11 protein-coding genes and 1 pseudogene are annotated in these 12,718 nt (G+C 60.2%); 4 read left to right on the top strand and 8 right to left on the bottom strand.

Features of this window, described 5'->3' with window-relative positions:
- Nucleotides 1–94: 94 nt before the first annotated feature.
- Both AB4Z52_RS06195 and AB4Z52_RS06190 read left to right on the top strand, forming a co-directional pair.
- A complete protein-coding gene (locus AB4Z52_RS06195; protein ID WP_442217281.1) occupies nt 95–571 on the top strand; it encodes a flavin reductase in 477 nt (158 codons plus the stop codon).
- 11 nt (nt 572–582) lie between these two features.
- Nucleotides 583–900 (top strand): TfoX/Sxy family protein, encoded by a 318-nt coding sequence (locus AB4Z52_RS06190; RefSeq protein WP_442217038.1) that lies wholly within the window; start codon nt 583–585, stop codon nt 898–900.
- 22 nt (nt 901–922) lie between these two features.
- On the opposite strand, the gene AB4Z52_RS06185 is transcribed toward AB4Z52_RS06190, so the two are convergent.
- The 6 genes and pseudogenes from AB4Z52_RS06185 to AB4Z52_RS06160 all read right to left on the bottom strand — a co-directional run bounded on the left by AB4Z52_RS06185 (nt 923) and on the right by AB4Z52_RS06160 (nt 5,883).
- Nucleotides 923–1,345 carry an NUDIX domain-containing protein gene (locus AB4Z52_RS06185; RefSeq protein WP_442217037.1) on the bottom strand — a complete coding sequence of 141 codons (423 nt, stop codon included), beginning with the start codon at nt 1,343–1,345 and terminating at the stop codon, nt 923–925.
- A 13-nt stretch (nt 1,346–1,358) separates the two neighbouring features.
- Nucleotides 1,359–2,921, bottom strand: coding sequence for a DEAD/DEAH box helicase (locus AB4Z52_RS06180; RefSeq protein WP_442217036.1), 1,563 nt, complete (start codon nt 2,919–2,921; stop codon nt 1,359–1,361).
- Between the two features lie 232 nt (nt 2,922–3,153).
- Nucleotides 3,154–3,591 carry a M23 family metallopeptidase gene (locus tag AB4Z52_RS06175; protein WP_442217280.1) on the bottom strand — a complete coding sequence of 146 codons (438 nt, stop codon included), beginning with the start codon at nt 3,589–3,591 and terminating at the stop codon, nt 3,154–3,156.
- 182 nt (nt 3,592–3,773) lie between these two features.
- Nucleotides 3,774–4,452, bottom strand: a pseudogene (locus AB4Z52_RS06170) (M23 family peptidase); the annotation flags it as partial.
- 118 nt (nt 4,453–4,570) lie between these two features.
- On the bottom strand, nt 4,571–5,398 hold the full coding sequence (locus tag AB4Z52_RS06165; RefSeq protein WP_442217035.1) for a ferritin-like domain-containing protein: 828 nt from the start codon (nt 5,396–5,398) through the stop codon (nt 4,571–4,573).
- Nucleotides 5,395–5,883, bottom strand: coding sequence for a peroxiredoxin (locus tag AB4Z52_RS06160; protein ID WP_442217034.1), 489 nt, complete (start codon nt 5,881–5,883; stop codon nt 5,395–5,397). Before AB4Z52_RS06160 ends, AB4Z52_RS06165 begins: the two co-directional genes overlap by 4 nt.
- A 138-nt stretch (nt 5,884–6,021) precedes the next feature.
- Between AB4Z52_RS06160 and AB4Z52_RS06155 the strand changes: the two genes are divergently transcribed.
- Complete coding sequence (locus AB4Z52_RS06155) at nt 6,022–9,435, top strand: hypothetical protein (RefSeq protein ID WP_442217279.1); 3,414 nt, start codon at nt 6,022–6,024, stop codon at nt 9,433–9,435.
- Nucleotides 9,436–9,486: 51 nt separating this feature from the next.
- Here the strand turns inward: AB4Z52_RS06155 and tyrS are convergent, their stop codons facing one another.
- Nucleotides 9,487–10,743: a tyrosine--tRNA ligase gene (gene tyrS / locus AB4Z52_RS06150; protein ID WP_442217033.1), complete on the bottom strand. Its 1,257-nt coding sequence runs from the start codon at nt 10,741–10,743 to the stop codon at nt 9,487–9,489.
- 129 nt (nt 10,744–10,872) lie between these two features.
- Here tyrS and AB4Z52_RS06145 point away from each other — a divergent pair, with 129 nt between their 5' ends.
- Nucleotides 10,873–12,042, top strand: a complete 1,170-nt coding sequence (locus AB4Z52_RS06145) for an anhydro-N-acetylmuramic acid kinase (protein WP_442217032.1) — start codon at nt 10,873–10,875, stop codon at nt 12,040–12,042.
- Here the strand turns inward: AB4Z52_RS06145 and AB4Z52_RS06140 are convergent.
- Entirely contained in the window at nt 12,035–12,712 is a 678-nt protein-coding gene (locus AB4Z52_RS06140; protein WP_111161371.1) for an alpha/beta hydrolase, read from the bottom strand. The two genes, AB4Z52_RS06145 and AB4Z52_RS06140, sit on opposite strands and share 8 nt — an antisense overlap.
- Nucleotides 12,713–12,718: the final 6 nt, after the last annotated feature.

Below are 12,718 nucleotides of genomic sequence, written 5' to 3'. Positions count from 1 at the left end.
TCATTGTAGAAAAGATAATGCATGCTAGCCATATTGGGTCAAAGGCGTAAATCGCGCGAGGACGGGGGAAAGAGGATTGCTGGACAAGAGCCACATGGACCCGGGGCTATATCGAGATGCCATGAGCCGTTTTGCCGGCCATGTGCAGTTGGTGACGACCGCGCTCGGCAAGGATCGCCGCGGGGTAACGATCACGGCTGCCTGTTCAGTATCCGACAACCCGGCAACGGTGCTCATCTGTCTCAACAACAGCAATGCGAAGAACGAGATTTTTTTCAGCAGCGGCATCTTTGCGTTGAACGCGCTGGGCGCTCACCACCAGACGCTCGCCGATGCCTTTTCCGGCCGCACCAATCTTACCAACGAGGAGCGCTTCGCCTCCGGACACTTCGACACGCTGGTGACGGGCGCTCCGGCCCTGGTCGATTCGCTCGCCACCTTCGACTGCCGGGTTAATGAGATAACGCGCGGCTCGACCCACAACATTCTGTTCGGGGAAGTCGTCGCCGTCCGCTTCAGCGAGGCCCGACCGGCGCTGCTCTACATGAACCGCGACTATCACACTTTGTAGGTTTGGCCGGGATGAACAATACCGATATCGAAGAGATGTTTTCGGCGCTCGGCCCTGTGACGATCAAACGGATGTTCGGGGGAAAGGGTATCTACCATATGGGCCGCATCATCGCGATCGAGCTTCGCGACGAGATGATGCTCAAGGTGGATTCGGTGAGTGCGCCCGAGTTCGAGGCGGCCGGCGCAAGGCGCTGGGCCTATGAGGGCAAGAAGGGCAGAGCGGTCAACATGCCCTATTGGTCGATCCCCGAGGACGCCTACGACGATCCCGATATCATGGCACACTGGGTGCGTCTGGCCTATGAGGCCGCGTTGCGGGCGGATTGATCGTTTGATTGACGCAATTGCTCTAGAAAAACTCGGTGTCGCAGAGATGTGCGATGGCTGCCTTCGTAAAGGCGGAGAGCGGCGAGGGTAGGTCGCCAGGGCCGAACCAGCCGAAGTCCGATAGCTTGTCGGGTTCGGCAAGGCGAGGTTCGCCGCTGAACTCTTCGGTGGCATAGATCAGCGAAATCCAATGTTGATTGTCGTCGGCGATGATCTGTTCGGTCGCGCAGAGCAGTGCGATATTGCCGACCGACAGGCCGGTTTCCTCTTCGGCCTCGCGGCGTGCGGCGGTTTCCGCCGGCTCCATATGCTCGACCTTGCCGCCGACAATATTCCAATAGCCGGCTTCGGGTGCTTTCATGCGCCTATAGAGCAACAGCTTGCCATTGCGCAGAATGGCAAGACCAGTTCCAAGCCCAGGGAAATCGATGCCGGGTTTCCCCATCTGGCAGTAACCGTCAGCCCTTGGCGCCGGCGCTGGCGACGATCAGCATGAATGCAGGGATGTCTTCGCCGAAGCCGACCGGTGTCGGGCCGTCATCCTGATCACGGTGATAGCGGGCGCGGCGCTCGCGATTGTCATCGTTTGCAGCAGGGAACGGCCGCGCGTTGTTGCGCGAACCGTTGTGCGACCTGTTATTGTCGGACCTGCTGTTTTCGGACTTGCGCTCGTTTTTCACGGTCTCGACCCTTACTGGTGCCTGTGTTGGTGCGGGGATTGCTGGCGCTGCTTCGATCGCTGGCTCGAGTTGAGTATCTGCCGCGTCGATATCAGATTTGTGAACCGGGGCGCTGCGGCCCCTGCCGCGGCTGCGATCGCGATCCTTGTCCCGGCTGTTGCTGCGGCGGGGACGCTCGTTGTCGTTGCCTTCTTCGGCCGGTGGCAGGGCGTTGAGATCGCCGTTGAGCCATTCGATCTTCTGGCCGATCAGCTTCTCGATAGCGTCAGTGTGCTTCGTCTCGCGCTTGGTCACAAGCGTAAAGGCAGCACCAGAGCGGCCGGCACGGCCAGTGCGGCCGATGCGGTGGACATAGTCTTCCGAATGGATCGGAACGTCGAAGTTGAAGACGTGACCGACATCCGGCAGGTCTAGGCCACGGGCCGCGACATCCGAGGCAACGAGGAGCTGGATCCCGCCGTCACGGAAATTCTGCAGCATCGTGGTGCGCGAGCGCTGGTCCATGTCGCCATGCAGAGCGCCGACAGAGAAGCTGTGGCGTTCGAGCGAGCGAAAAAGGTCTGCTACATCCTTCTTGCGATTGCAGAAGATGATGGCGTTCTTCAGATCGGTCTGGGCGCGGATGAGATCGCGCAGCGTGGCGCGCTTTTCGTAATCCTTGCCGTGGGTGGCGACGAAACGCTGGGTGACCGTCGTTGCCGTCGAAGCCGGAAGCGAGACTTCGACGCGCTCCGGGTTCTGCAAGAAACGGTCGGCCAGTTTCTGGATTTCGCTGGGCATGGTGGCCGAGAAGAACAGCGTCTGGCGGGTAAATGGTATCAGCTTGGCGATACGCTCGATGTCGGGGATGAAGCCCATGTCGAGCATGCGATCGGCCTCGTCGATGACGAAGATCTCGACGGCGCTCATCAGCAGCTTGCCTCGCTCGAAATGGTCGAGCAGACGGCCGGGCGTGCAGATCAGGACGTCGGCGCCGCGCTCGAGCTTGCGGTTCTGGTCTTCAAAGGAAACGCCGCCGATGAGGAGCGCGATGTTCAAGCGGTGGTTCTTGCCGTATTTCTCGAAGTTTTCCGCAACCTGCGCAGCGAGTTCGCGCGTCGGTTCGAGGATGAGTGTGCGCGGCATGCGTGCCCGTGCGCGACCGTTTTCGAGAAGGGTCAGCATCGGCAGCACGAAGGACGCAGTCTTGCCCGTGCCTGTCTGTGCTATGCCGCAGATGTCGCGGCGCTGGAGCGCGAACGGGATTGCGCCGGCCTGGATCGGTGTAGGGATGGTGTAGCCCGCGTCGGTGACAGCGGAAAGGACTTTTTGGCTCAAGCCAAGGTCAGCAAATGTGGTCAAAGGGAGGACTGTTTCCGTTCCGGTTCGGTCGACACTGATGAGTCGACAGGCGTTGGTGCCGCAATGCAGCGCGACATAGTCCCAAATACCCCGGAAGTCAAGAAAAGCAGAAGCCTGGTGCGGCACATCGGTTAAAGATGCCGCAATTTTTTGGCTAGATTTGCGCTTGTTGCGCGTTTGTCACATTTTATAGCTGGAAACCGCCGACGTGGCAAAGTCTAATTCGCCTGAGCTATTTGATATAGCTGGCAAGCTTGATACCGGCGTTGACGAAGTACATTGGATCGACCGGGTTGCCGTTTTCGCGAACTTCGTAGTGGAGGTGCGTCCCCGTAGAGCGGCCGGTGCTGCCGGCAAGGCCAACGGCGTCGCCCGCCTTGACGCTGTCGCCTACGTCCACGAGGATCTGGGCCATGTGCCCGTAGCGCGTCGTGATCCCGCCCCCGTGGTCGATTTCGACCATATTGCCGTAGCCGCCCGCCCATCCGGCCGAGACGATCTTGCCCGGTGCCGTGGCTCTGACCTTCTCGCCCGGACTGAAGTGAAAATCGGTGCCTGTGTGAAGAGCCAGCTTGCCGAAGAAGGGGTCCTTGCGGTTGCCGAACGGGCTGGTGATCAATTTTCCAGGAGCCGGGCTGCGAAAGGGTAGAGCTTCGACCGTGCCGCGCATGGCTTCCAGCCGTGTCAGCGCCGTGTCGAGGTCCGCCAGCGAGTGATCGAACTGGTCTTCGCTTTCAGGCGCGACGTAGGGTCCACCGACGCCGCCGTCCTCGTCGGTAACGACGGCCGCGCCTTGCGGCACCGCGACGCCGACATGCTTGACGATCGATTGGATGTTGTCGGCGGTCTCGGATGCGCCTTCCGTCAGGTGCTGGACACGGTTTAGCTGATCCTGCTCGATGTGCTTCAGCGACAGGGTCACCTTTGAAAAGACCCGGTCGGCTCGATCGGCCACCGTTTCAGGCGCGGGAACATAGGCCAGCGTCGTGTTGTCGGGCGTGGCGTCCGCCGGGCTGCCGCTGGCAAGTGCAGTCTCTATCGCCTTCAGTCCGCCGCCTGCTTCGGCGTGGTCGTTCTTGCTTGCTGACGCACTGGCGCTTGCCGGGGCATCCTTGTTCATCAGGCCGGAATTTTCGGCACGATCCAGCAGGGCATCGAGCTTTCCGTGTCGGGAGGACAGGGCCTGCTGCTGCTCGATCAATTTGTCGACCTTGTCCTCAACAACCTGCTGGTCGAGCAGTTGACGCGAGGTGACGCGATCGACCTGGGCGCGAAGAGCGGCGATGCGGTCCTCGTAGTCGTATTGCATGCGGGCCTGGCGAGCCATCGTTGCGCCGATGAGATCGTCGCGCAGAACGAGATAGGAGGTAGCGAGCAGGTAGCCGATGGCGAGAACGGCGACGAAACAGAAAGCCAATGCCGTCATCCAGGGACGGATCGTCATGTGGCGAACCTTGTCGCCGCTTGCCAGAATGATGACATGTTGCTGCGCACGCTTACCGAAAATCCGGCTTTGATGCCCGTTCGTCACGGAGAATCTCCCAATTGCTGCTTACAGCACCCTTGGCTTGATTACGCACCGTTAAGGTTAATATTTTCTTTCGCGAGCCGGTATCGCCGGCAGCTACTGGCGAATTTCTCCTTGAAAATCAGGCGTTGCTGGTCGCCGTCAGCGATCGATAGAAAGATGGCGTCAATCCGGCTTCCGCACGGGCAATATCATTGAACGGCGCCTTCAGCGGTCCTCTGAAATTGGCGCGAACGAGCTCATGGAATGTTCTTGCAGGATCGCGCTTTTCGCGGGCGCAAAGGAAACGAAACCACTTGGCGCCGATTGCGACATGGCCTTTTTCGTCATTGTAGATCAGGTCGAGCACCGCGGCGCTTTCGAGATCGCCGCTCTCACGCATCTTCGCCTGCAGAGCGGGCGTGACGTCGAGACCGCGGGCCTCGAGGATCAATGGCACCACGGCGAGGCGTGCCGTCAGATCGTTGCGCGTTGCATGGGCTGCCTGCCAGAGCCCGTCATGCGCCGGCAGGTCGCCATAGTCAGCGCCGAGGTCCTTGAGGCGCTTGCGGACCAGACGGAAATGCTTGGCCTCCTCGAAGGCAACCTGCATCCAGCCATCGAAGAAGGAGTTCGGCACCGGCTCGGTCGCAAAGCGCGCGACGATATCAAGCGCCAGATCGACGGCGTTGAGCTCGATATGGGCAATCGCATGGAGAAGCGCTACGCGGCCCCTGACGCTGTGCAAGGACCGCTTTTCCATCTGTTTCGGCGGGATGAGTTCGGGCCTTTCGGGTCGACCCGGGCGGTCCGGCAGGCCGGGATCGAGTGGCGAGCGCAACGAAAGTTTGCGAGCGAACCAACGTCCCGCCGTTTGCTGTGTGATTTCTGTCTTTCGATCGAGGTCGACTTCGCCCATCGCCGCAATCGCACCGCCTCGAAGCGAGATGATATCGAGGTCGGCGTTCATGGACGGATCGATAGTTCGGACAGTTCGCGCGTGGCCGTAAGGACATCCTCGGCGTGACCGGCGACCTTGACCTTGTTCCAGATCTTAGCGATCCGGCCATCCGGCCCGATCAGGAATGTGGTGCGTTCGACCCCCATGTACTTTCGGCCGTAGAGGCTCTTCTCCTTCCACACGCCGTAAGCCTCCAGTGCCGTTCTGGCCTCGTCCGAGGCGAGGATCACTCCAAGCGCGTGCTTCTTGATGAAGTTGTCGTGTTTCTTTACCGAATCCGGCGACATGCCGATGACGACTGCGCCGGCGCGGTCGAAGTCGGAGGCGAGTGCGGTAAAGGCGATTGATTCGACGGTGCAGCCGCTCGTGTCGTCCTTGGGATAAAAGAAGAGGATGACGGGCTTGCCTCGAAACTCCTTTAGATTGACGCGGCCGCCGCCGTCGCGAGGGAGATCGAAATCGGGAGCTTGCGCGCCAACGTCCGGTTCGGCCATGGGGAAATCTTTCTTTTGCCAGTATTTTGGATGACTATGTTACCCAGCGTTATATACTACCGATATATAGCCAAGCGGTATGTCGTCTAGCCGAGACGCGGCGTCACCCGGAAAATAGCAAGAAATACAAAGGAACGCATTGGAGTGATCCGCGGCGAAAAGGTTACGTTTCGGAAGAAGGATCTCGTCGCACTCGACGGCCTGCCGTCCGCCCAGATCGACGATCCGATGATCGTGAACTGCCCGCCGCGCGGTGGCCGTTCGCAGTCGCACATCTGGCACGCCTGCCGGATGACGATGGTTTTCGGCATTTTCGTGCTGCTCTTCATTGGCGCGGTCGTCGGAACGGTCGAGAGCGGCATTTTCGATGAACCGTTGTCGCGCAAGGCACAGGACGCGCTCGATGCGGCGATAGGGCCGCGCTACAAGGCCGAGGTCGGCTCCACCGTCGTTCGTTTCACCTCTCATCTGAGATTGGCGCTCGAGGCGCGCAACGTCAACCTGGTCGATCAGGAAAGCGGTAAGCACCTCTCCACCATGGGAGCGGTACGGATGGTGCTCGATCCGTTGGCTCTGGTCGAAGGGCGGTTTGTCATCGCCACTGTTCAGGCCAACGGCATTGCGCTCGACACGGCGCTGCTGCCTTCGGGAAATCCGATCGATCCGGCAAGCCTGCGGGTCGACAGCATTCCGACCGGCATCGAGGCCGCTTTCGCCAACCTCGATCTCCTGCAACATTTTGTCGAACGCGGCGGCACCGATGCCGTCGAGATTTCGGGTCTGGCTCTCAAGATCGCGCGACAGGATGGCGGGCCGCCATTGTCGATGGTGGTTGACAAGCTGGTGTTCAGCCGCCCAGGCCCGAATTCGCTGGATCTCAAGGGACAACTGTCGATCGACGGTGCCGTCGCGACACTCAACATCCTTGCGCGCCAGGAGGCTGATCGGCCTTCGTCGCTGACAGCGACACTGGGCCATCTGGACCTGACACCCCTGACGCTTGCCTATGACAAGGCCGGACTGCCACGACAGGGCATCAACAGTTTCGCAGACGTGACGGTGACGGCGGTTCGGGGCTCGGATTCGGTCGCACCGCAGCTGAAGGCTTCGATCGATCTCAATCCCGGCTCGATCTATATGGATCGCGAAAGGCAGGAGCTGAGCGGGGCCGAGGTCAACCTCGTCTATAATTCGGACCATAAGACGCTTGAGATCGACAAGTCGGTCGCCCGGTTCCAGGCAACGACGGTTCCGTTCACCGGCGCGCTGATCGACCTCGATCGCATCGACCCCAAGGCCGACAAGGGCTTCGGCGTCGATTTCCTCATCAAGGGCGGGACGGCGGCGACTGCCGCATCCGGCGAGGCTCCGCTTAGCTTCGACGGCGTGGCGAATGGCCGCTACATGTCGGCGAGCAAAGAACTGCAACTCGATAAGGTCGGCATCACCACCCCACTCGGTTCGATGTTCGGCTCGTTGAAGATGCGCATCAGACCGGGATCTCCGGAGATCAGCTTCGGAGCGCAGGCCGACAAATTGCAGACGGCCGCCGTGAAGCAGCTCTGGCCGTTCTGGATGGCGTCAAAGCCACGAAACTGGGCGCAGGCCAATCTATTCGGCGGAACGATTACCAACGGAACGATTTCCGTGTTCATTCCGGAAGGCAAGCTTGCGGAGGCGGCGCTCACAGGGGATATGAGGCTAGCCGCAAATCAGCTTCACATCGCATTCGACATCGCCGGCGCCCGTTTGAATGTCCCCGGAGAGATACCGCCGATCCGCGACATGGTTGGCCATTTCGATCTCAACGGTCCGGTGGTCAAGGTAGACATTGCCAGCGGTACGTCCTATTTCCCGTCCGGTCGCTCGGCGGTGCTTGGCGCCAGCACGTTTTCAATCCCTGAAACTCACGCCAAACCGTTGATGGCGCACATGAAGCTGGCTATCTCGGGCACCGGAGATGCCATAGGCGAGCTGCTGTCTTTCAAGCCCGTTCGGGCGCTTCAACGGACGGAGTTCAAGCCCGAGGATTTCAACGGCAAGATCGAGGCGGACGTGCAAGCAACCATCGGGCTGATGGAAGAGCAGAAGCCGCCACCGCCGGTCTGGAAGGCCACACTTCATCTCGATAAGGTCGATGTGCTGAGGCCCTTCAACGGCCGGCGAGTATTGAACCTCGATGGAAAGATCGATGCGGATCCGCAGCAGGTGCATCTGGATGCCGACGCGCTGATCGACGGAGTGCCTGCGTCGATCGACATGATCGAGCCGACTGAGCCGAACTCAGGCGTGAAGCGGCAGCGCGTCATCACCGCCACGCTCAACGACCAACAGCGCGACAAGGTCGTTCCCGGCCTTGCAGATATGATCAACGGACCCGTCGCCCTGACGTTGACGCGTATTGATGACGATCGGCAAGACGTGAAGATCGACTTGACGAAAGCATCCCTGACCGTGCCCGCCATCAGCTGGTCCAAGGGTAGTGGAATCCCTGCCAGTGCGGAGTTTGAGGCTTCCGGTCCCGAGGATCAGACCTTGTTGAAGAACTTCTCCCTGAAGGGAGATGGTTTCGGCGCGAGCGGTGACCTTGTCGTCAGCAAGGGCGGCCTGTCATCGGCGGCTTTTTCGAGCATTCAGCTGTCGGCGATCGACGATTTTGCGCTGTCGATCAAGCGCAGCAAGGGCTCTTACGACGTTTCGATATCCGGCAACTCCGCTGACGTCCGGCCGATACTCGTCCGGATGAAATCGACCTCGGGTGGTGGTGACGGATCGTCAGTCGACGTCACAGTCCATGCCAAGCTCGACAAGGTCGTCGGTTTCAACGACGAGTCGATCGGGAACTTCAAGGCTTTGTTCGCTATCTCGGGCGGCCACGTGATCAACGCCGATCTGTCGGGCGTCACACGCAGCGGCGAAGCGGTTGTCAGCGAAATGACCAAGGGCGGCGACAACGGCACCATTCATGTCACCAGCGGCGACGCTGGCGCTATTGCGCGCTTCGCAGATATCTACCGCCACATGCGCGGCGGGCTGCTCAACCTGTCGCTTCAGTCGTCCGGCAGCGATTCCTGGGACGGTTCGCTGGATATCCGTAACTTCGCCATTACCAACGAAAAGCGCCTGCAGTCGATCGTCTCGACGCCAAGCGGTCGCAACGGTCAGAGCCTGAACTCCGCGGTGAAGCAGAACATCGATACCAGCGCGCAGAATTTCCAGCGGGCGTTTGCACGCCTCTTCGTGCGCCAGGGCGTCGTTGCAATCGAAAACGGCGTCGTACGCGGCGATCAGGTCGGCGCGACGTTCCAGGGCACCGTCAAGGACAAGAAGGGCAACACCGATATGACCGGCACCTTCATGCCGGCCTACGGTCTCAACCGGCTGTTTGCGGAGCTTCCGATCATCGGTTTCATTCTCGGCAATGGCAGCGATCGCGGCTTGATCGGCATCACCTTCAAGCTGACCGGCAATTTTGATTCGCCCAATCTGCAGATCAACCCGTTGTCGATCATTGCTCCCGGTGTCTTCCGGCAGATATTCGAATTCCAATGAAAAAGCCGACGGATGGCGCCGGCTTCTGAACCCGAAGAATTTGTCTGCCGCTTACGAAGCGGGGCGAATGAGGATGTGCTTCTTCTTGCCGAGCGAAAGCTTGATGACGCCGTCAGTGGTGATCTCGCCGCTGCCGATCATGCGGCGCTCGTCGCTGATAGCCTGATCGTTTATCCGGACCGCGCCGCCCTGGACGTGACGGCGAGCTTCGCCGTTTGAGGCGGCCAGACCTGCACGTACGATCAGCGAAAGCAATCCGATGCCGGCGTCGAGTTCCACCGACGGTACATCCACCGAGGGGAGATTTTCGGCGACGCCGCCTTCCTCGAATGTCTTGCGGGCTGTTTCCGCCGCCTGATTGGCTGCTTCCCGTCCATGAAGGATCGCGGTTACCTCAGTCGCCAGGATCTTCTTGACCTCGTTGATTTCGGAACCGGCAAGGGCTGAGAGACGACCGATCTCGTCCATCGGCAGGGTGGTATACAGCTTGAGGAAGCGCGAGACGTCAGCATCCTCGGTGTTGCGCCAATATTGCCAGAAGTCATAGGCCGATAGCATGTCGGCGTTCAGCCAGACGGCGCCGGAGGCTGATTTGCCCATCTTGGCGCCGGACGATGTGGTCAACAGCGGCGATGTCAGCGCATAGAGCTGCGGCGTCCCCATGCGGTGACCAAGGTCGATGCCGTTGACGATATTGCCCCATTGATCGGAGCCGCCCATCTGCAGGCGACAATCGTAGCGCCTGGCAAGTTCGACGAAATCGTATGCCTGCAGGATCATGTAGTTGAACTCGAGGAAAGACAGCGATTGCTCGCGTTCGAGCCTGGTCTTGACGCTGTCGAAGGAGAGCATGCGGTTGACCGAGAAATGCCGGCCGACATCGCGCAGGAACTCGAGATAGTTCAGCGAACGCAGCCATTCGGCGTTGTTGATCATCAACGCATCCTTCTTGCCCTCGCCATAGGTCAGATAGCTCGAAAAGACCCGCTTGATCGAGGCGATGTTGCTTTCGATCGTATCGATCGTCATGAGTTGGCGTGACTCCTCCTTGAACGAGGGGTCACCGACCATGCCGGTGCCGCCACCCATCAACGAGACTGCGCGGTGGCCTGTCGCCTGCAGCCAATGCAGCATCATGATTTGGATCAGGGAACCGGCATGAAGGCTCGGGGCCGTCGGATCGAAGCCGATATAGGCAGTTACGGTTTCCTTGGCGAACAGATCGTCGAGGCCGCTTTCGTCCGAGATCTGATGGACGAAGCCGCGCTCTTGCAGGGTGCGAAGGAAATCTGATTTCAGCTGGGACATGGTCTCTTCTCTGCGAAGCGGCGCAAGCGCGCCTGGCGACGAAAACGCTATTGTTGAACTGTCGCGGCGCGTTTAGCACTGTTTTGGCCAAAGTGCACTATTCAGCTTTCAATGTTTTGTGGGGGATTCATGGGCAAGGTTAGAACGGCAATCGGGCTGATGAGCGGCACCTCGATGGACGGGATCGACGTTGCGCTGCTGCGTACCGACGGCGAGAGCGTGGTAGAGCGCGGGCCGAGCCTTTATGTTCCCTACGACGATGCGTTGCGTCGTCGATGGAAGAAGGCGCTTGGGACCGCAAGGACGATCGTCGACCGCCGGCAGAGGCCGGGAGACCTTGCGCAGGCGGAGCGGGTTCTGACGCTCTGTCATGCCGCTGCCGTCAAGTCCTTTCTCGCCCGCAACGATCTGTTGCCCCGAGATGTCGATGTCATCGGCTTTCATGGCCAGACGGTGCTGCATCGCCCCGACGACGGTTTGACCGTGCAGATCGGCGACGGGCCGCTGCTGGCCGAAGAAACAGGGATCGACGTCGTCTACGATATGCGCGCCAACGACATGGTGCATGGCGGGCAGGGCGCGCCGCTCATTCCCGTCTATCACGCAGCGCTATGCGCCATTCTGCCTGGGGAATTCACCGCTCCCGTCGTGTTCGTCAATATCGGCGGCATTTCCAACCTCACCTATGTTGGACAGGATGGCCAATTGACCGCCTTTGACAGCGGCCCGGGCAATATGCTGATCGACCAATGGATCGAGGCCCATACAGGCCATGCATACGATCGCAACGGCGAGACCGCATCGCAAGGCAGAGTGGTCCCGTCGCTGGTCAACCGCTATCTCGACAGCCCGTTCTTTTCGACGAACCTGCGCCGGTCGCTGGACCGCAGCGATTTCCGGCCGCCGGTCAAGGGAGAGGTAGCGCTTGAAGACGGCGCGCGCACTCTGGCGCACGTGACTGCGGCGTCCATCCTGAAGCTTACGGGTTACCTGCCGCAGAGGCCAAAGACCTACGTCGTCTGCGGCGGCGGCCGGCTCAATCCTGTCATCATGGGCGAATTTTCGGCCTTGGCAGCGAAGGATGGCGCAAGGGTCATAGCGGCGGAGACGGCAGGCTTCGACGGCGGCAGCATGGAGGCGGAAGCTTGGGCCTTTCTCGCCGTCCGTTCGCTGGACGGCCTGCCTCTGACGTTTCCAGGTACGACTGGAACGACGGTGGCGGTTAGCGGCGGGGTATTTGCGGCGAAAGCATCTCCCCTTCTCCCCGAGAGGAAGAAGGGGAAAATCACATTTACCTGATCCGCTTGGCAGCCGGCTCCGGTACCAGTTCGCCGTTGAGGCGGCGGTCGAGGTAGTCTTCGCATTCGCCCATCAGGGTGTCGACCTGGCCGTTGAAGAAGTGGTTTGCGCCCGGAACGATCTTGTGGGTGATCAGGATGCCCTTCTGGGATTTCAGCTTTTCGACGAGGCCGTTGACGTCCTTTTCCGGGGCAACCTTGTCGGCGTCGCCGTTGATGATTAGGCCCGATGACGGGCAGGGTGCCAGGAACGAGAAATCGTAGATGTTCGGCTGCGGCGCGATCGACATGAAGCCTTCGATCTCTGGCCGGCGCATCAAAAGCTGCATGCCGATCCAGGCGCCAAAGGAATAGCCGGCGACCCAACAGCTCTTGGAATCCGGATGCAGGCTCTGTACCCAATCCAGCGCCGAAGCGGCATCGGAAAGTTCGCCGCCGCCATGGTCGAACTCGCCCTGGCTGCGGCCGATGCTGCGGAAATTGAAGCGAAGCGTGGTAAAGCCGCGCTTCTGGAACATATAGAACAGCTGGTAGACGATCTGGTTGTTCATCGTCCCGCCGAATTGCGGATGCGGATGCAGCACAAGGGCGATCGGTGCGCTTTTTTCCTTGGAGGGCTGATAGCGGCCTTCAAGACGGCCTGCTGGGCCGTTGAAAATGACTTCGGGCATCGATAC

Origin of the sequence: Rhizobium sp. 2YAF20, from assembly GCF_052114685.1 — a bacterium.
Taxonomy (GTDB): domain Bacteria; phylum Pseudomonadota; class Alphaproteobacteria; order Rhizobiales; family Rhizobiaceae; genus Rhizobium.
Note: the sequence above shows the minus strand (reverse complement) of the source record. Positions and strands in the feature narration are given on the sequence as shown.